The sequence below is a fragment of the Metabacillus litoralis genome (assembly GCF_003667825.1).
Taxonomy (GTDB): Bacteria; Bacillota; Bacilli; order Bacillales; family Bacillaceae; genus Metabacillus; species Metabacillus litoralis_B.
In genome coordinates, this window is the sequence record NZ_CP033043.1 from 742,117 (window position 1) to 760,087 (window position 17,971).

General features: G+C 34.1%; 21 protein-coding genes and 1 pseudogene. 17 read left to right on the forward strand and 5 right to left on the reverse strand.

Features of this window, described 5'->3' with window-relative positions:
* The first annotated feature begins 28 nt into the window (after positions 1–28).
* The 6 genes from ctaD to D9842_RS03455 all read left to right on the forward strand — a co-directional run bounded on the left by ctaD (position 29) and on the right by D9842_RS03455 (position 5,255).
* Positions 29–1,894, forward strand: a complete 1,866-nt coding sequence (gene ctaD, locus D9842_RS03430; protein ID WP_121661290.1) for a cytochrome c oxidase subunit I — start codon at positions 29–31, stop codon at positions 1,892–1,894.
* Positions 1,894–2,520, forward strand: a complete 627-nt coding sequence (ctaE, locus tag D9842_RS03435) for a cytochrome c oxidase subunit III (RefSeq protein WP_098799407.1) — start codon at positions 1,894–1,896, stop codon at positions 2,518–2,520. Before ctaD ends, ctaE begins: the two co-directional genes overlap by 1 nt.
* 4 nt (positions 2,521–2,524) lie before the next feature.
* A complete protein-coding gene (ctaF, locus tag D9842_RS03440) occupies positions 2,525–2,857 on the forward strand; it encodes a cytochrome c oxidase subunit IVB (RefSeq protein WP_121661291.1) in 333 nt (110 codons plus the stop codon).
* Between the two features lie 267 nt (positions 2,858–3,124).
* Positions 3,125–4,027, forward strand: coding sequence for a cytochrome c oxidase assembly factor CtaG (gene ctaG / locus D9842_RS03445; RefSeq protein WP_121661292.1), 903 nt, complete (start codon positions 3,125–3,127; stop codon positions 4,025–4,027).
* Between the two features lie 85 nt (positions 4,028–4,112).
* Positions 4,113–4,580: a DUF420 domain-containing protein gene (locus tag D9842_RS03450; RefSeq protein ID WP_121661293.1), complete on the forward strand. Its 468-nt coding sequence runs from the start codon at positions 4,113–4,115 to the stop codon at positions 4,578–4,580.
* Between the two features lie 165 nt (positions 4,581–4,745).
* Positions 4,746–5,255: a GNAT family N-acetyltransferase gene (locus D9842_RS03455; RefSeq protein WP_162987285.1), complete on the forward strand. Its 510-nt coding sequence runs from the start codon at positions 4,746–4,748 to the stop codon at positions 5,253–5,255.
* A gap of 228 nt (positions 5,256–5,483) precedes the next feature.
* Here D9842_RS03455 and ytvI read toward each other — a convergent pair whose 3' ends face one another.
* Positions 5,484–6,542, reverse strand: coding sequence for a sporulation integral membrane protein YtvI (ytvI, locus tag D9842_RS03460; protein WP_121661295.1), 1,059 nt, complete (start codon positions 6,540–6,542; stop codon positions 5,484–5,486).
* A gap of 266 nt (positions 6,543–6,808) precedes the next feature.
* Positions 6,809–7,165: a YugN family protein gene (locus D9842_RS03465; RefSeq protein ID WP_121661296.1), complete on the reverse strand. Its 357-nt coding sequence runs from the start codon at positions 7,163–7,165 to the stop codon at positions 6,809–6,811.
* A gap of 190 nt (positions 7,166–7,355) precedes the next feature.
* On the opposite strand from D9842_RS03465, the pseudogene D9842_RS26595 reads away from it, so the two are divergent.
* Together D9842_RS26595 and D9842_RS03475 are read left to right on the forward strand one after the other, a co-directional pair.
* Positions 7,356–7,939 (forward strand): annotated as a pseudogene (locus tag D9842_RS26595) (CAP domain-containing protein).
* A gap of 224 nt (positions 7,940–8,163) precedes the next feature.
* Positions 8,164–9,234 (forward strand): CAP domain-containing protein, encoded by a 1,071-nt coding sequence (locus tag D9842_RS03475; protein WP_121661297.1) that lies wholly within the window; start codon positions 8,164–8,166, stop codon positions 9,232–9,234.
* Between the two features lie 219 nt (positions 9,235–9,453).
* Here D9842_RS03475 and D9842_RS03480 read toward each other — a convergent pair whose 3' ends face one another.
* The gene (locus tag D9842_RS03480; protein WP_121661298.1) at positions 9,454–9,942 is read right to left on the reverse strand and encodes a PaaI family thioesterase; all 489 of its coding nucleotides are present in this window, start codon (positions 9,940–9,942) and stop codon (positions 9,454–9,456) included.
* Between the two features lie 174 nt (positions 9,943–10,116).
* On the opposite strand from D9842_RS03480, the gene D9842_RS03485 reads away from it, so the two are divergent.
* The 5 genes from D9842_RS03485 (at position 10,117) to D9842_RS03505 (ending at position 12,361) form a co-directional block, all read left to right on the forward strand.
* Positions 10,117–10,518 (forward strand): YlbD family protein, encoded by a 402-nt coding sequence (locus D9842_RS03485; protein ID WP_121661299.1) that lies wholly within the window; start codon positions 10,117–10,119, stop codon positions 10,516–10,518.
* A 33-nt stretch (positions 10,519–10,551) separates the two neighbouring features.
* Complete coding sequence (locus D9842_RS03490; protein WP_121661300.1) at positions 10,552–10,791, forward strand: YlbE-like family protein; 240 nt, start codon at positions 10,552–10,554, stop codon at positions 10,789–10,791.
* Between the two features lie 142 nt (positions 10,792–10,933).
* Positions 10,934–11,362, forward strand: a complete 429-nt coding sequence (locus D9842_RS03495; RefSeq protein ID WP_121661301.1) for a hypothetical protein — start codon at positions 10,934–10,936, stop codon at positions 11,360–11,362.
* An 83-nt stretch (positions 11,363–11,445) separates the two neighbouring features.
* A complete protein-coding gene (locus D9842_RS03500; RefSeq protein ID WP_121661302.1) occupies positions 11,446–11,889 on the forward strand; it encodes a YlbF/YmcA family competence regulator in 444 nt (147 codons plus the stop codon).
* A gap of 199 nt (positions 11,890–12,088) precedes the next feature.
* Entirely contained in the window at positions 12,089–12,361 is a 273-nt protein-coding gene (locus tag D9842_RS03505) for a YlbG family protein (RefSeq protein ID WP_121661303.1), read from the forward strand.
* A 106-nt stretch (positions 12,362–12,467) separates the two neighbouring features.
* On the opposite strand, the gene D9842_RS03510 is transcribed toward D9842_RS03505, so the two are convergent.
* Positions 12,468–12,857 carry a DUF7147 family protein gene (locus D9842_RS03510; protein ID WP_121661304.1) on the reverse strand — a complete coding sequence of 130 codons (390 nt, stop codon included), beginning with the start codon at positions 12,855–12,857 and terminating at the stop codon, positions 12,468–12,470.
* 579 nt (positions 12,858–13,436) lie between these two features.
* On the opposite strand from D9842_RS03510, the gene rsmD reads away from it, so the two are divergent.
* Together rsmD and coaD are read left to right on the forward strand one after the other, a co-directional pair.
* Positions 13,437–14,006 (forward strand): 16S rRNA (guanine(966)-N(2))-methyltransferase RsmD, encoded by a 570-nt coding sequence (gene rsmD / locus D9842_RS03515; protein ID WP_121661305.1) that lies wholly within the window; start codon positions 13,437–13,439, stop codon positions 14,004–14,006.
* The gene (coaD, locus tag D9842_RS03520) at positions 14,007–14,492 is read left to right on the forward strand and encodes a pantetheine-phosphate adenylyltransferase (RefSeq protein WP_121661306.1); all 486 of its coding nucleotides are present in this window, start codon (positions 14,007–14,009) and stop codon (positions 14,490–14,492) included. It begins immediately after the preceding gene.
* A gap of 47 nt (positions 14,493–14,539) precedes the next feature.
* On the opposite strand, the gene ylbJ is transcribed toward coaD, so the two are convergent.
* Positions 14,540–15,763 (reverse strand): sporulation integral membrane protein YlbJ, encoded by a 1,224-nt coding sequence (gene ylbJ, locus D9842_RS03525; protein WP_121661307.1) that lies wholly within the window; start codon positions 15,761–15,763, stop codon positions 14,540–14,542.
* Between the two features lie 339 nt (positions 15,764–16,102).
* Here ylbJ and D9842_RS03530 point away from each other — a divergent pair, with 339 nt between their 5' ends.
* Both D9842_RS03530 and D9842_RS03535 read left to right on the forward strand, forming a co-directional pair.
* Positions 16,103–16,894, forward strand: a complete 792-nt coding sequence (locus D9842_RS03530) for a patatin-like phospholipase family protein (RefSeq protein WP_121661308.1) — start codon at positions 16,103–16,105, stop codon at positions 16,892–16,894.
* Positions 16,894–17,919: a SepM family pheromone-processing serine protease gene (locus D9842_RS03535; protein WP_121661309.1), complete on the forward strand. Its 1,026-nt coding sequence runs from the start codon at positions 16,894–16,896 to the stop codon at positions 17,917–17,919. Before D9842_RS03530 ends, D9842_RS03535 begins: the two co-directional genes overlap by 1 nt.
* Positions 17,920–17,971 lie beyond the last annotated feature (52 nt).

Sequence of the window (17,971 nt, forward strand, 5' to 3'; positions counted from 1 at the left end):
AGAGCTAAATGAAAAGGGAGGTAACACTGTGAGCACGTTAACTCAGAAAAAAGGGGTCGGCGCTGTTCTTTGGGACTATCTCACAACGGTAGACCATAAGAAAATCGCTATCCTTTACCTGATATCCGGTGGCTTCTTCTTCCTTGTTGGTGGATTAGAAGCAATGATGATCCGCATTCAGCTAGCCGTTCCGAACAATGATTTTGTTAGTGCTGGTTTATACAATGAAGTGTTAACAATGCACGGAACGACAATGATATTTTTAGCTGCAATGCCTTTATTATTCGCATTAATGAATGCGGTTGTACCATTACAAATTGGTGCTCGTGACGTAGCATTTCCATTCTTAAACTCTTTAGGTTTTTGGTTATTCTTCTTTGGTGGAGTATTCTTAAACTTAAGTTGGTTTTTAGGAGGAGCACCTGACGCAGGTTGGACGTCATATGCATCTTTAGCGTTAGAATCACCAGGACATGGTGTTGATTTTTACTTATTAGGTTTACAGGTTTCAGGTCTAGGTACGTTGATAGCTGGGATTAACTTCCTAGTAACGATCATTAACATGCGTGCACCTGGAATGACTTACATGCGTATGCCATTATTTACATGGACTACATTTGTAGCTTCTGCACTTATTTTATTTGCTTTCCCTGCATTAACAGTAGGATTAGCATTTCTAATGTTTGATCGTTTATTTGGTACTGCTTTCTTTAACCCTGCTTTAGGCGGTAACACAGTAATTTTCGAACATATTTTCTGGATTTTTGGACACCCTGAAGTATATATCTTAGTATTACCTGCTTTCGGTATTTTCTCAGATATTCTTCCGGTTTTCGCAAGAAAGCGTTTGTTCGGATATTCATCAATGGTATTTGCGACCGTTTTAATTGGTTTCCTTGGGTTCATGGTATGGGCTCACCATATGTTTACAACTGGTTTAGGACCAATTGCAAATGCTATTTTCGCGGTAGCTACTATGGCAATCGCTGTACCAACAGGTATTAAAATTTTCAACTGGCTATTTACAATTTGGGGAGGATCTATTAAATTTACGTCCCCGATGGTATGGTCTGTAGCATTTATTCCTACATTCGTTATGGGTGGAGTAACAGGTGTAATGCTTGCTATGGCTGCAGCTGACTATCAATACCATGATAGTTACTTTGTAGTAGCTCATTTCCACTATGTAATTGTAGGTGGGGTAGTATTCTCATTATTTGCTGGTGCTATTTACTGGTGGCCAACAATGTTTGGTAAATTGTTAAACGAAAAGTTAAACATGGTAATCTTTGTTTTATTCTTTACTGGTTTCCATTTAACTTTCTTTATCCAACATTTCTTAGGCTTAATGGGTATGCCTCGTCGTGTATTCACATTCTTACCTGGTCAAGGCTTAGATACAGGAAACTTTATTAGTACAATCGGTGCTTTCTTAATGGCAGCTGGAACAATTCTTTTACTTATCAATATTGTCTACACGGCAGTAAAAGGTAAAAAAGTTGGCAGAGATCCATGGGGAGACGGTCGTACACTTGAGTGGGCGATTTCATCACCACCACCTGAGTATAACTTTAAACAAACTCCACTTGTTCGTGGATTAGATGCTCTTTGGATTGAGAAGATGGAAGGAAATAAAGAAATGACACCAGCTGAACCACTTGGTGACATTCATATGCCTAACGGATCAATCCTACCGTTTATTATGTCATTTGGATTATTTATTGTATCATTTGGATTAATGTACCGTGAGGATTACAGTTGGGGACTTCCTGCGATAATTGTAGGTTTCATTATTACTTTCGCATGTATGTTCTTACGTTCTGTTATTGATGATCATGGATATCATATCCATAAAGAGGACTTACTTAATGAAGATAAAGGAGGGAAAGCGTAATGGCATCTGTTGAAGAAAAATTAACAGCAGAAAATTTCCCTGCTTCGCCTGAAAAGTCAACCCTTGAAGGCAAAAATAAATTTACTGGCTTTTGGTTATTCCTTGGTGGAGAGACAGTACTCTTTGCAACTCTTTTTGCAACTTTCTTAGCTTTAAGAGAATCTACTGCAGGTGGAGCTACCACACAAGAGTTATTTGAAATTCCTCTTGTATTTGCAGCAACGATGTTACTTTTAACATCAAGTTTAACTAGTGTATATGCAATGTACCATATGAAAAACTTCAATTTTGGTAAAATGCAACTTTGGTTAATCATTACTGTTCTATTAGGATTAGCATTCTTGATTTTAGAAATTTATGAGTTTAATCATTATGTACACGAATTTGAATTCACAATTACTAGTAGTGCACTTGGGTCTTCTTTCTACACGCTAGTAGGAACACACGGACTTCACGTTGCTTTTGGTCTATTATGGATTACTACCTTAATTGTTCGAAATGCAAAACGTGGTTTAAGTTTGTATAATGCACCTAAATATTATGTTGCAAGTTTATATTGGCACTTTATTGATGTTGTTTGGGTGTTCATTTTCACTGTTGTATACTTAATGGGAATGGTGGGATAAACTGATGGCAAATAATCATAATTCAACAAACCCTAAAGTAGACCTTGCTTATCGTCGTAAAAAAAATGCAGAGGATATGAAACATCAGGTTGTAACATTTGCCATGATGATTTTCTTAACAATCGTTGCGTTTATTGCTGTAGGATATGATGGAATTGCTGAATGGTTCAAGATTCCTTTTATCATTACGCTTGCAGTGATTCAAGTCATTTTTCAGCTTTACTACTTTATGCATATGAGTCATAAAGGACATGAAACTCCAGCATTATTTCTTTTTTCAGGTGTAGGAGTAGCTGGCTTAACAGTTTTAGCTTTCGTTACGATCATTTGGTGGTAATGAAAACAATGAAGAGCAATTGGCATTTATGCTGATTGCTCTTTCTTTATCCATTAATAGTTAAAACCCCCATCTGGACTGAATATAATTGGTTAGATGTATTATAAATCGCCTTAATAGAGAAGGTATATAGATAAATATCATGCTCTCTTAGAGTGTTATCAATAATAAACCTCAATGTATTTGTCATAGAACGTTCATTGATACGCTATGAACTAAAAGTGTATAATAAATGCTGAAAGACTAGCTTAAGGAGCTGACTTAAAGATGAGCTTTGATATATTTGGATTTCGTGCCTTATGGAGTCCGTATTTTTTCATTGTTTTACTTTTGATTGTAGCCATCTATTTTTTGATAATTGGACCCTGGCGAACTAAGTTTGAAGATAGTTCTCCTGTTTCAAATAAACAAAAAGCACTTTTTGTCACGGCTATACTGTTTCTCTATATTAGTAAAGGAAGTCCAGTTGATCTTCTTGGTCACATTATGTTTAGTGCACATATGACACAGATGGCAGTATTATATTTAGTTGTACCCCCATTTCTTATTTTGGGAGTACCGGATTGGTTATGGAGATCAATATTATATCGTCCAGTAATAAAGCCTATAATGAAAGTGTTAACGAATCCAATCATAGCTTTGATTGTATTCAATGGAGTTTTCTCACTTTATCATGTTCCGTTAGTTTTTGATTTTGTGAAAACTGATTCATTGTATCACGCGATCATGACGACAGCTATTTTTATCGGTGCTATGTGTATGTGGTGGCCATTATTAAATACATTATCAGATTGGAAATCGCTTACAGGTATAAAAAAAGTAGGATATATTTTTGCTGATGGAGTCTTATTAACACCTGCATGTGCACTTATTATTTTTGCTAATGACCCACTTTATTTAACTTATTCCGAGCCACAAGCATGGATTAATGCATTACAATTATGTGTTCCAGCTGATATGTTAGCTGGATTAAATCTTACTGGTCCTGATATGTTTAATACATTACCACTTGTTGAGGATCAACAGCTTGGTGGAGTGTTAATGAAAATCATCCAAGAAATTGTTTATGGGACAATTCTTGCTTATATCTTTTTTAAATGGGCAGGTAGCGAGAGACGAAAAGATGAACTAGAATTGAAAAAGAACTTGTCTCCAGAGCCAGTAAAATAATATATGAATGATTGTAGGCTGACAGCTGACATCTTATATCCGTCAGCCTTACATAAGTATTTTAAGTTATAAGAGAGGAAGAGCCATGAATACATCATTACCGATTTTACCAACAATAAGTACGTCCTTTATCGTGATTAGTGCGATTTTTGTAGCAATTGGTTGGTACCTAATTAAACAACGAAAAATTGAAGCACATATGAAGGTAATGTTTTTAGCAGCCATATCAGCTATCATTTTCTTTGTTATATATGCTTCCCGCACAATTTTTATCGGCAATACTGCTTTCGGTGGTCCAGATGAGTTAAAGATTTATTATACAATTTTTCTTATCTTCCATATAACATTAGCAACGGTTGGAGCTGTACTAGGTATTATTTCTTTAATTACTGGTTACAAAAAAAACTATGCGAAACATCGAAAACTTGGTCCGATAACAAGTATTGTTTGGTTTTTTACAGCCATCACGGGAGTTGCAGTTTATTTACTTTTATATGTTTTTTATCACGGTGGAGAAACAACGTCAGTCATTAAAGCAATCTTAGGGTTTTAAACATATTTTAAGGGTGGGTTAGAATAAAATGTTCTAAACCGCCTTTTTTTATTGTTTTGAAACAAGAAAAGTATTGCGAAGGTACCATGTATGATAAGTGCTGTAATTCACTTAGTATTTACTTCTTTTCATGATGTTAAAATCAATCAGAGGGGAGAGAATGGCTTGATTGAAATTTTAACAAACCGGTTAATGATTGTTCCTTGTTCACTTGATATTGCTAAATCATTAGTATTTCATAGAAAAGAATTAGATAAACGTTCACCCATTGAAATCCCAAAAAGCTGGCCATCTTCTTATGTACGAGGATTTTTACCTTTCTATATTGAAAGTTTAGAAAAGAAGGAAAAAGAATCTGAATGTGGATTGTGGATGATTATTATGTATGAAGATAAGAAAATTATTGGTGATATTTTAATGCAAGGAAACCCTTCTAAAGAAGGAAAAGTTCATCTTTGTTATCATGTTGAAGATAAGACATTAGATGAAACAATTGCATATGAAGCAGTTGATGCTTTTATTGATTGGCTAACATATCAAATGTCTGTTAAGAAGGTTGTTATGGAGTGTGAAATGAATGAAAAACATTCGGTTAGACTATTTGAAAAGCTCGGTTTTATCTGCAAAGAAAAAGAAGGGCAGTTTTTAATGTGGGAAATTCAAAAAGATGAATAAACTTTAAGATCTGAGTGAAATAGGCTTTCAAATGGTCTTTCTATTTCATCTATCTTAAGGGAGATTTTTATAAACTACATAATCATGGGGTAGTTTAGAGTCCTCTGTTATAATAAGTCCTAGATTCAATTTGTTTTTTCAGAAAATGAAAAGACAAAGCCTTTCATAAACTAAAAGAAAAGTTGATTATGAATAAAACAAAAAAGAAAGAGCACTGGCTCTTTCTTTTTATAATTTAAATTTAATTTTGATTAAACCTGCTTCTCTTGCTGAATTGTAAACTATTAAGATCATTGGTCCAATGAAAAATCCGAGTACACCAAATAATTTTAACCCTAAATACATGGAAATTAATGTGGCAAGAGGAGATAATCCAATATGAGTTCCCATAACTTTAGGTTCAATTGTTCTTCTAATAACTAAAAGGATTATCGTTAAAACACCGAGTTTTGCTGCTATTGCCATATCACCAGTAACTAAATGATATAGAGTCCATGGTCCCATAATAATAATGGATCCTATTAATGGGATTACATCAATGATCCAGATAATTAAAGACATAATTAGTGCAATTTCAGGTGCAATAAACAATAAACCAATTAAAGATGCAACAAAAATAATAATACTAACTAAAAATTGTGCTTTGATAAATCCCATCACAACGTATGTTAAGCGGGAAATCATGAAAGTCACTTTTTCAGCTGTTTTATCAGTTAAATAAGAGTATGCTTTTGTTTTTAATCGAGGTAACTCCAGCATAAATAAAAAAAGAGCAATTAAATAAACAATTAAATTTACTAAATAGTTTGGTATGTTTGTAAAAATTGTCTTTACATTCTCAATGTTTACATAGCTAGTTAGTTCTAATCTGGTTTTTTGTAAAAAGCTTGTTACTTGGTTACTAACCTCTTCAACAAAGATTGGTGGAAGATCTTGAGCAGTATTTGAAATATCATCTTCAAAGCTTTCCCAAACCTTTGTAATCTCATTTATATAGGACGGAGCATTATCTGCTATCTGAACAACCTCTCCAACTACCTTTGTGGTTAAGATATAACCACTAACACTTATGAGAATTAGAAATAACAAAAACACTATTAAAACTGATAAGTGTCTGTTTAATGTTCCTCTCCTCTGAAGCAATCGGATAGCTGGTTCAAGAAAAAGGGCAGTAATAAAAGCGACAATCAGTGGAACAGAAATTGGTAGAATGTAAAATAGGATAACACCTACAATAATAATTGATGCAATTGTTAAGAGAATTCTTTTGTTTAAAATAGTGGTCAAATTTGTGCCCCTTTCTAAGAAACATTTCTTATCTCATTATAGTACGAAACTCGGTGAAAACAAAGAATTTTCAATCGCTTTAAAGTTGCAATAAAACGTTTGAAAGTTTATTTTCAAGGTTTAAAAAATTGGTAGGTATGGGAGGAAATCTTTAGTCAAGATATCCATAGATAAAGTTGTAGCTATAAAGTAAATGTTAATTCATGCAAAAATAAAAAAGCATGGACTAGTCCGGTGCTTTTTTATTTTTGCATGTTTATTTAAGCTTACTGAACCTTTTTTAGTTCTTCAGATAATCTTTTTAATAGATTTTTACTAGTATCGACTACAGCTGATGGAAATTCTTCTCCTTCTCCGTACTCAACACCGTGAGGATAGTAATGCTTTCCTAAAAGAGGAGTAATAAGCTTCATAACAGCATGACGTCCTCCAACATCTCCTTCAACAGCATAAGCAGGAACACGTAGATAGTAGATATCCCCTTTAGCTTCAATCTTACGATCGTAGGTAGCACGCTCATAATCCCATTGTCCTGCTCTTACTAACCCAAGATCGTCCATTATCTCATCTAAACGTGCAAGATCTATTGTAATTCCCTCTAAACCAGTGCCTTCCATTTTCATATGTAATTCCCTCCTAAAGCCTTTTCACGTTATTTATTATAGCTTAAAACAACACAAAAGTTAAAGTGAAACTTTATCTCATTCATAGTTAGTTGAACTTATTAAAAAAATATTATTGGAAAAAATATAGAAAAAAGGAGGTATATACATGAGTTTACAATTCACTCATCGTAATATTCTACTATTTATCATGATTTGTATTTTGTTATCTCCTCTTCAAGTGAGAGCAGAGGAAGTTAGTCACACAGTCAAAAAAGGGGAAACGCTATGGAGTATTGCTCAATCTTATCAGGTCGGATTATCAGAAATTCTTGCCTCGAACAACCATATAGATAATCCTCATTTAATTTTCCCAGGACAGAAGCTACATATTCCACAATTAAACGAAATTAAATTAATAGAAAAACAAGTAATTACATTAACAAACCTAGAAAGGAAGTATGCTGGTCTCCCACCATTAAAGATCAATTGGGAGCTTTCCAGGGTTGCAAGATATAAATCAAAGGACATGAAAGAGTTAAATATTTTAGCCATGATTCACCAACCTACGGCTCTCCATTTACGATGATTAATAACTTTAAAATTCCTTTTCGAACAGCAGCAGAAAACTTAGCAGCAGGTCAGAGAACCCCAAAAGAAGTAGTAAATGCATGGATGAACAGTCAGGGACATCGTGCTAATATACTTAAAAAGGAAGTTTCGGAGATCGGAGTAGGGTATGTTAATGGAGGTGAGTATGGCCACTATTGGACACAAATGTTTATTAGTCGATAAAGTATTATATAATTTATTTGTAACAACTTTCTTACTAATTATTTGATACAATTAAAGTTATCAAAAAGTTTTAACATTAAGTTTGCAGGGTAATAATGATAAGACAGTTTGGGGCTTCTAAAATATTAGTGCATACTTGTTCATTTAAAGTAGAAAGAGAATAACAAGTATGTTGTCTCATATAATGAAAGAAATGGGAGAAGCATAAGGAGGAGGTTTTTTCACTGCGTATACTGATTCGGAGTATTTTAATTTTTTGTATTATTTTTGTTAGCTATACGTTATTTTTTCATTATGGAAAATATACTCCAAAGGAACAACTTAAAGAAGAGAACGTTCAAATAGTAAATGAAGAATCTACGAATTCTAAAAAACAAGTTGCTGAAGGTGAAACTTTTCCAAATGAGGGGATATTGTCATTTATGGAGAAGTCATCTGAAGAAATCACTGCTATATTAGGTGAGCCTGACCGTATTGATCCCTCAGCTTATGATTATGATTGGTGGATTTACGAACAAGAAAACAATCAATATATTCAAGTGGGAGTTTTAAATCAAAGGGTCGTATCAGTTTATGGAATTGGAAAAGGATTAAACGCTAAACCGTTTGTGATTGGACAACCTATTCAAGAGGTCTTTAAAATACAACCTGTTTCATCTAGTTTATCACTAGAGTTTGAAGGTAATTCATATCGATTTGAATTTTCGGAGGAAGATATGAACACCAGACCAACAGTAAAAATAGGTGATGTGTTTGTGCAATTATATATTGATAAATTTGACGGGATTTTATCAAGCATTCGGGTGGTAGATGCTGAGACATTTATCAAACAACGCTCTTATGAGGTTACATACAGAGGTGAGCTCATTGAAGCAAAAGAAATAAGTGAAGATAAATGGGAAAAGATTGAAGCTGGTGCTGAACAACAGATCTTGTCAATAACGAATATGTTAAGAGCAAGGCATGGTTTATCAGCTGTTCAGTGGCATGAAGATACGTCAAAGGTTGCTTTTTTACATAGTAAAGATATGAAAGAGAATGAGTATTTTTCACATGAATCGCCAACAGAAGGTACTCTTGTTAATCGTCTTGCTCAATTGGATATCAAGTATCAGATGGCAGGCGAAAACATAGCTGCTCAATATGTAGATGCTATTGCAGCAAGTGAGGGGTGGCTAAACAGTAAAGGCCATCGTGATACTATGCTTAATGAGGAATTTACACACTTAGGAGTTGGAGTAGACGGTCTTTATTATACACAGAATTTTATTACTACTTGGGATATAAACCAATAAACATAGTAACAAGCAAGACCCTTTCTCTTTATTGGAAAGGGTCTTGTTTAAATTAATTTACTTTACGATACGCTCTTCTTTCAGCATAGCTTATGCAAAGTGCGCATACAAAAATCTTTTGACCAATATCATTGAGATAATATAAACCTTTGTTATTCTTCTTATTACACATTCTACATTGCTTTTTCAAAAAGTACTTTTTCATCTCACTCACCCGCATTACGATCTATTAATGATAAAAAAACTTGCCGTACTATGTGCAATTAATGTACCGTCGTCACGAAAAACTTTTCCTTCCGTAACAACCGTTTTATTACCTTTATGAATCATCCCAGCAACACAAGACAGTTCCTTACCAACCCCTGGAGCCACATAATTAATTTTAATTTCGGTTGTAACAGCTGCTTTGTCAGGAGGTAGGATATGATGGACAAGTCCTCCCATAGCTGAGTCTAATAAAGTAGCGGTTATTCCGCCATGTACAATATTAAGTGCATTCTGAATAATTGGTGTGTTGGGAATTGTAAGTTTAAATTCATGTTCCTTGTACTCGCCTTCAGCATGGAGAAGTGCACCTATGTAGGAACCTTTTTCATGAAATTGCTTTTTCTTCAGTCCATTAAGTAGAAGTTCTAAAACATATTGATCCTCTTCATTTGCATTTTGTAAAACCTCTGAACTTAATTTTAATAATTCATCCTTTGTCATACTGTTACCCTCTCCTTTTTAGATAGTGATATTTTACCAAAAATTTCTTACATTTAGTTATTTTTCTAATAATAAATAGACTTGCTTTGTGTTATTTTTTCTAAATATGGGCGAACAGTCTAATGGTTTTTTTAATAAGATATTATAGGCAAATGTATCAATGAGGTGAGAAAAATGACATCCAAAAAAACGCATCCATCTGTTCAACAGTTTAAGGAATTTGTTAAAAAACATCCCAAACTTGTTCAGGAAGTCCGAAAGGGTAATAAAGAGTGGCAGGAAGTGTTTGAAGATTGGTATTTACTTGGAGAAAATGATATTGTTTGGAAACAGTATAAAGGAGATCAGACAGAGGATTCTTCTGAAAAGGAAACAAAAAGTAAATCTGACTTTATGACACAAATATTTTCAGCTGTTAAGCAAATGGATATGGATACTGTAAACCATCATATTAACAACATGAGTAGTACTATTTCTACCATTCAAGGTCTTTTCGATCAGTTTGGTGGTTCAAAAGGTTCTAATCAAAAGTCTGCAACAGCAAGTCAGAATCCCTTTTCATTCAGAAAGGATTAGTGACTAAATCGTGACTCCGAATGGAGGAGAATGATGAGAAAAGAAGTTCAAGAATATCTATTTACAAATGATGAACGAAAAAAATTTGTACGTGAACAACCATATTGGTATAGGAAACTGTCAAGAAATCCTAATGATATAAACGAAATGGAAATTAGTATGATGAACTATTATCAAAAGACAATTCCTCATAAAGTTCAGCAATTTTCAAACTCGATACAAATGGCTTCGATGATGGTAGCGATGTTTCAATCTATGAGGCAACAAGATTAGAATGGTCATTTACACATACAGGCAAGGTGATTAGGCTATAATTGCCTGCCTGTTCCTTTTATCTCCTTACATAAGAGACATCTGAAAAGTATTCATGAATTTCTACGCCTCTGTAAACACTAAGAAAAAGGAGGCAGATAGAATGAAGCGTTTTTTTTGTACCGTTTTTTTATTAGGTATTGTCACTGGCTGTGTTGAAGATAAACCAAGACCAGAAGGAAACTTAGAGGTCGTACCTCTTCAAGTGGTAAACCATTCCTTCGAGGCAGTAGAAGTTATAAATCAACAGCGTAAAATGAATATATCTGTCAAACATCATATTAGAGATCAAGATGTTTATGTAGAATGTTATATTCCTTCATTTACCTTTAAAGAAAGAGGAGGGAATAAGGTAGACGGTGAGGGTCATTTACAGTTATCTGTTGACGGCAAGGTTGTAGATCATATTCAAACAGCTGCTTTTGTAATTAGAGGATTAGAAAAAGGAACCCACACATTTGAAATAGAGGTTGTTCATAATGATTCTACTAGCTATGAACTAAAAAAATCATGGAATGCTACTATTCAATAAATAAAGGATAATCATGTAAATTTTTTAGATTTCTCATTTGACGATATTCATGTTAGAATGAATATTGGAGGTGCATATACTCTATGTTTGCTACAATTGAGAGCACATTATTAGTAGATCAAGCTGAAGAACTTGCTAACTTGGTACTTCAATCAGAGATTGTTGTGGAGTATCGTCGTAGTTTCAATATATTAAAAAAAGATCAAGAAGCTCAACAACTAATTCAGGAGTTTACTAAAATTAAGGACCTATACGAAGATGTTCAACGTTTCGGTAAATATCATCCTGATTATCGTAAAATTACAAAAGATTTGCGAGATATTAAGCGTGAGGTAGATTTGAATGAAAGTATATCTAATTTTAAAAGAGCTGAGAATGAAGTACAATCTCTTCTAGATGAAATTAGTGTGCAAATCGGTCAAGCTGTTTCCATCCATGTTAAAGTTCCAACAGGTAACCCATTTTTTGAATCAAGTTGTGGCGGGGGATGCGGATCTGGTGGAAGTTGTGGGTGTAAGGTATCCTAAAACGAGTATTACTGCTCGTTTTCTTTTTTTGCTAAAATGTACAGACGATTAAAATAATACAGATTTAACTGATAATTTTTTAAAAATTTATCAAATTAGCTTATACAAATATTGTTTATAAATTGAAAATTTGCTAGACTTTTTATTGGAAATACAGATGTTACTAATGTCTTTTAGATAACCTGAGGGAGACCAGAGTATGTTTGAAAAGCGTCAAGGGATAGTTGTTTGGCTTCATACATTAAAACAATTAAAAATGCTTAGAAAATTTGGGAATGTTCATTATGTTTCAAAGAAATTAAAATACGTTGTCCTGTATTGTAATATGGATGTAACAGAGCAAACGATTCAAAAGCTCTCTTCCTACTCCTTTGTTAAACATGTTGAGCCCTCATACAAACCCTTTCTAAAGCTGGAATTTGAATCAAAAGTTGATAAAGCAAAAGAATATGATTACAAAATTGGCTTGTAGTTATTAAACTACATCCAAAAAAGGCTGACAATAGTGTCAGCCTTTTTCCATTTGTTGAAAAGTTAGGTCGTGATCGTAGTGACTAGTTTTAAGTGTGAAGTATATGCTATTGAAGAGGAGGGATAAGATGGTTTAGTCTTAAAATCCCAATCAGATATTGGTAGTAAAGATCCGTTTCATTAAACATACTTGATGGTTTAACATCAAACGAAATAATATTCTTCTGCAATGTTTTAGCCAATTCATTAAATAAATCATATCGTTTGTTTTCTAATAGGTTCGGATTAGGTATCCCTTCCCTGCATATATATAAGGCTTGGAAATTTCCTGGATCAGTAGGTTTCATAATTACCACAACGGAAGTAACATCTTTGTCATTCAATTTTGTATGTAAAGCTAGTAAATGAGTCACTCGATGTTTATTAGCCATTGCTGTTTCAATTAACTCATAAATATCAGAATAACCCTCACCTAATTCAATAAAACGCTGTATCATTAAAAACTTCCCCCTGATAAAAAATTTAACAATATTTCATTTAACCGATCCAACTATACCATGTAAATTGTAAAAAGAGAAGTTTGACAATAGTATATAGATGTTTTCTTGAAAACATGGATGATCGTCGAGTGCTAATCCTAAATCCTTTGTCTAGTAATAAATTTCTAATAAAAAAAACCCTACAGAAATTAAACTGTAGGGTCCCTCAATACCTTTTAAACTAAAAGGCTGAAGGCAAAGGGAGAGGAGAAACCGGAGGAAGAACTTATGGGGAAACGTAAGTCTTCTCCGCGGTTGGCAACAACATCAACGAATCGATGTTGTTACTAATCATTATCACCAAATGGCTAATGAGTATACATCATTATGTAATTTTTTCTTAACTTTTTATTCAACTGCAAATCAAATAGAGAAAATATAAGTATAGGAAACAATATTCATTGAAGAAAATACTACTAATAAGTTTAGATATTGTAACAAACGGAAGGCCTATGGTAGGATTAAGTGAAAACTCTAATAAATCATGTATTTATCTATATTTATATCATGTAAAATTAAAAAGTAGTGGTGAACGTAATGAGAGTAGTATCTGGAAACTATAAAGGGAGACAGCTTAAAGCTGTACCTGGAACAACAACAAGACCAACAACTGATAAAGTTAAGGAAGCTATCTTTAATATGGTTGGTCCATATTTTGATGGAGGCCTAGCGTTAGATTTATTTGCCGGTAGCGGAGGGTTAGGAATTGAAGCACTTAGTCGGGGAATTGAACGCTGTATCTTTGTTGATCGTGAGCCAAAGGCGATACAAACAATACATAAAAATTTAGAGATTTGTCAAGCTACCGAATTTGAGGTATATCGTAATGATGCAGAAAGAGCATTAAAGGCGATAATTAAAAGGGAGTTACGCTTTCAATTAATCTTATTAGATCCACCGTATAAGCAACAAAAATTGAAAGCGCTTTTAAAAATGATAAGTGAAAATGGCTTATTAGACAAAAACGGTTTTATTGTTACTGAGCATGGTGCTGACATAGTACTTACTAAAGAATTTGAGGAACTTGTTCAAGTTAAACAAGAAACCTATGGTACCAGTTCAATTACCATTTATAGTTATAAGGAAGCGATTGGGGAGGATGAATAAATGGGTAGAATTGCAGTATGTCCAGGTAGTTTTGATCCAATTACTTACGGACATTTAGACATTATCAAAAGAGGAGCAAAAGTATTTGAAGAGGTATATGTTTGTGTCTTAAATAATGCTTCAAAACAACCATTGTTTACAGTGGATGAACGATGTGAGCTTATCCGAGAAGTGACAAAAGAAATGCCGAATGTCATAGTAGAATCATATCGTGGTCTTCTTATTGATTATGCTCGAGAAAAAAATGCACAAGTAATTTTACGCGGCTTACGTGCAGTTTCAGATTTTGAATATGAAATGCAAATTACTTCCATGAACAGAGTATTAGATGAGAATATTGAAACATTCTTCATGATGACAAACAATCAATATTCCTTCCTAAGTTCAAGTATTGTAAAAGAAGTTGCAAAATATAAAGGAAATATTTCTGAATTGGTACCAAAGGCAGTAGAAAAGGCACTTAAAAGTAAATTTGTTAATGAATAAAAGGTGAGGGAGATCCTCACCTTTTTTAGATATTTTGGTTATTTGCTTTATGATAATTTCGTAAAAACGTTCCTTTTTCCATAAAGAATAATATATAGCAGTAAAGACGCTAATGTTATGATGGGGCCAGTATGGATAACTATTTCCCAATAGCTTTTAGCCCATTCAGGTCCATTTGTCATTAAGATAACAGGTAATTCACTTGTATCGTGAGCTTGTAGATTCAAGTACAATGGCTTGAACAACAAGTAAGCAATGAACGAAGAATAGATACCTTGTAGGATTCTAGCGATGAAAAATGGCTTAAATCTAATATCAGTGTCAGCTAAAATACTTGCAACTTGTGCCTGTATTGACAATCCTCCAAAAGCTAAAATAAAGCTTGCAATCATAACTTTATCTAAAAGGCTCGCATTGGTTTCACTCACTAACTGATTGCCTAAAGTAATTTCAAAGATGCCGGTAATAAGAGGGACGCTTAAATCAGTAGCTATGTGAAAAAATGCTAAAAATCCGGAGAAAATAAGACCAATTATCTCCGTAACAGAAATGATGGCTAAAATTTTATTGAATACCGAGAAAAGGATTATAAATCCGCCAATCATTAGTAATGTTTGGATTGATGATATGACGGCATCTCCAAGCATTTTTCCTAATGGCCTGGTTTCACTCACTCTTGTAGCATGCAGCTCCTTAAAAGCAATTGAAAGAGGTGAAAAGAAGGACTTCTTTTTCTTGGGTTGAATGGCTGAATCTGATCCTCCATAAAATCTCATTGTTAATCCAACACCTAAATTCCCTAAATAATGTGATGCAGCTAATAATATACCAAGTGAAGGATTGTCAAAAAAACCAACTGCAACGGCACCGAAAATAAATAAAGGGTTTGATGAACTTGTAAATGATACAAGTCGCTCTGCCTGAATTGTGGTTAGTTGTTTTTCCTGCCTCATTCTTGCCGTAAGCTTTGCCCCAGCTGGATTACCTGAAGCCATCCCCATTGCCCATACAAAACCACCTACACCTGGAACTCGAAAAATCGGTCTCATCAGTGGCTCTAAAAGAACTCCAATAAATTTGACAACACCAAAGCCAATAAGAAGTTCGGAAACAATAAAAAAAGGAAGAAGTGATGGAAAAACGACTTCCCACCAAATTGAAAGTCCCCTTGTTGATGCATCAAGAGACTCCTTAGGATTAAGAATAATGGCAACTGTTAAGCCGCTAATAAAAATAGCTAAGATAATTGTTTTAAGTTTTGAAAGACTCAAAATGTGACGCCTCCTAAATTAAACACACATGTATGAAAATAAGGATCATACAGCTTTTCCAAACAATTGTACAATCCTTACTAATTCAATATACGTGAATAGGTGGACATTTTAGACCATAAGAATGTCATAGGAGCATAAATAAACATCTTAGGTTCACACCATAGTATTTTCTCTAACAGAACTATAACTATAGTCACAAGACCTCGGTGCGTGCAGTATTAAATGTAGCAATTACTACTATTATTGCTCTAAACTTGATGGTAAATCTGTTGCGAAATATACTAATAAGTTAGTCATATATTTTATCCTATTCCAGTGGAAAAGGAGGAACTCTCCTTGAAAAAAGAACCCAAAATCGGACTAGCGCTTGGTTCAGGAGGTGCAAGAGGATTTGCTCATTTAGGAGTATTAAAGGTTTTAAGAGAAAATGGTATACCAATCGATTTAATAGCCGGTAGCAGTATGGGAGCTGTCGTTGGAACCTTGTATGCAGCAGGAACGAGTATAGAAAGACTTTATCAGTTTGCATTAGCGTTTAAGAGGAAATATTATTTAGATTATACCGTACCTAAAATGGGGTTTATCTCAGGAAATCGTGTAAAAGAGCTAATTCGGTTGTTTACACACCAAAAACACTTTCATCAATTAAATATTCCTGTTGCAGTTGTTGCAACTGATTTATATGATGGGAAAAAGGTTATATTTAAAGAAGGGCCAGTTGCAGATGCTGTCCGTGCAAGTATTGCCATACCAGGAATATTTGTCCCTGAAAAGATAGATGGAAGGTTGTTAGTGGACGGTGGAGTGGTTGATCGGGTGCCCGTTTCGGTTGTAAAGGAGATGGGTGCTGATATCGTCATTGCTGTAGATGTGTCACATGTGAAAAAAAATGAAGACATTACATCTATTTTTGATGTTATACTCCAAAGCTTAGATATAATGCAGGATGAACTAGTTCATCACAGGGAGATAGCATCTGATGTGATGATAAGACCACATGTTGAGCAGTATAGTTCAAGAGCATTTACAAATATTAAAGAAATTATTGAGATTGGGGAAACAGAAGCTCAGAAACATGTAGAAAAAATTCAAGATCTTATCGTAAAGTGGAAGGAGACAAATTTTTAATGAAGAATAAATCACTGCTTAGATCCAGTCTAATTTTTTTAATTATTATCCTTATCATATCCTTCATTAAACTTCCGTACTACATTACTCAACCCGGTATGGCATCGGAATTGGAGCCAATTATTAAGGTTGAAAATGGTGATGAAAATGAGAAAGGGAGTTTTTCCTTAACAACTGTCCGCTTCGGTAGGGCAAACCCTTTTACATATATATGGGCCAAGCTTCAAGACTACCATTATATTCATCCATTAGAAGATATTAAAAGAGAAGATGAAACAGATAAAGAGTATTTTAACAGACAATTACATATGATGGAGGTTTCACAAGAATCAGCCATAACAATTGCCTATCAAAAAGCAAATAAAAAGGTTGAGTATACATTTCATGGCATTTATGTTGATGGAATAATTAAGGAAATGCCTGCAGGAAGTATATTAGAAGTTGGAGATCGCATATACAAGGTAGATAATAAAGAATTTCAAACAGCTGAAGAATTTATAGAATATGTTAGTCAGAAAAAAGAAGGAGAAGAAGTAACAATTACTTTTGAGCGTGAAGGGAAGCAGGACCAAGCAACGCTGCCTTTAGCATCATTCCCTAATGATCCCGATAAAGTAGGGATTGGAATATCGTTAGTGACAGATCGACAATTAGATGTAGACCCTGATATTGAATTGAAAACTGAGGAAATTGGGGGGCCTTCAGCTGGTCTAATGATGTCGCTAGAAATATATAATCAATTAACAGAAGGTGATTTGACCAAAGGGTATGAAATAGCTGGGACAGGAACAATTAGTTCGACAGGGGAAGTAGGACCTATTGGTGGTATTTCGCAGAAAATTGTCGCAGCAGATCGACAAGGAATTGACGTATTTTTTGCTCCTAATGAAAAAGACAGCCCAACATCAAATTATAAAGAAGCCATTGAAACAGGTGAAAACATTCAGACTAAGATGGAAATTATTCCGATAGACACCTTTGATGAAGCAGTAGAATATTTACAAAGCTTAAAAGAGAAAGGATGAATTTTGTCCTTTCTCTTTTTTATAAACATTAATAAACGCTCAGAGCGGAAAA

Bases quoted from the DNA above. Each gene is read 5' to 3' on its own strand.
- ctaE (WP_098799407.1), top strand. From the start codon at position 1,894: ATGGCATCTGTTGAAGAAAAATTAACAGCAGAAAATTTCCCTGCTTCG.
- ctaF (WP_121661291.1), top strand. From the start codon at position 2,525: ATGGCAAATAATCATAATTCAACAAACCCTAAAGTAGACCTTGCTTAT.
- ctaG (WP_121661292.1), top strand. From the start codon at position 3,125: ATGAGCTTTGATATATTTGGATTTCGTGCCTTATGGAGTCCGTATTTT.
- D9842_RS03450 (WP_121661293.1), top strand. From the start codon at position 4,113: ATGAATACATCATTACCGATTTTACCAACAATAAGTACGTCCTTTATC.
- D9842_RS03465 (WP_121661296.1), bottom strand. From the start codon at position 7,165: ATGAAAATGGAAGGCACTGGTTTAGAGGGAATTACAATAGATCTTGCA.
- D9842_RS03480 (WP_121661298.1), bottom strand. From the start codon at position 9,942: ATGACAAAGGATGAATTATTAAAATTAAGTTCAGAGGTTTTACAAAAT.
- D9842_RS03485 (WP_121661299.1), top strand. From the start codon at position 10,117: ATGACATCCAAAAAAACGCATCCATCTGTTCAACAGTTTAAGGAATTT.
- D9842_RS03490 (WP_121661300.1), top strand. From the start codon at position 10,552: ATGAGAAAAGAAGTTCAAGAATATCTATTTACAAATGATGAACGAAAA.
- D9842_RS03495 (WP_121661301.1), top strand. From the start codon at position 10,934: ATGAAGCGTTTTTTTTGTACCGTTTTTTTATTAGGTATTGTCACTGGC.
- D9842_RS03500 (WP_121661302.1), top strand. From the start codon at position 11,446: ATGTTTGCTACAATTGAGAGCACATTATTAGTAGATCAAGCTGAAGAA.
- D9842_RS03505 (WP_121661303.1), top strand. From the start codon at position 12,089: ATGTTTGAAAAGCGTCAAGGGATAGTTGTTTGGCTTCATACATTAAAA.
- D9842_RS03510 (WP_121661304.1), bottom strand. From the start codon at position 12,857: ATGATACAGCGTTTTATTGAATTAGGTGAGGGTTATTCTGATATTTAT.
- rsmD (WP_121661305.1), top strand. From the start codon at position 13,437: ATGAGAGTAGTATCTGGAAACTATAAAGGGAGACAGCTTAAAGCTGTA.
- coaD (WP_121661306.1), top strand. From the start codon at position 14,007: ATGGGTAGAATTGCAGTATGTCCAGGTAGTTTTGATCCAATTACTTAC.
- D9842_RS03535 (WP_121661309.1), top strand. From the start codon at position 16,894: ATGAAGAATAAATCACTGCTTAGATCCAGTCTAATTTTTTTAATTATT.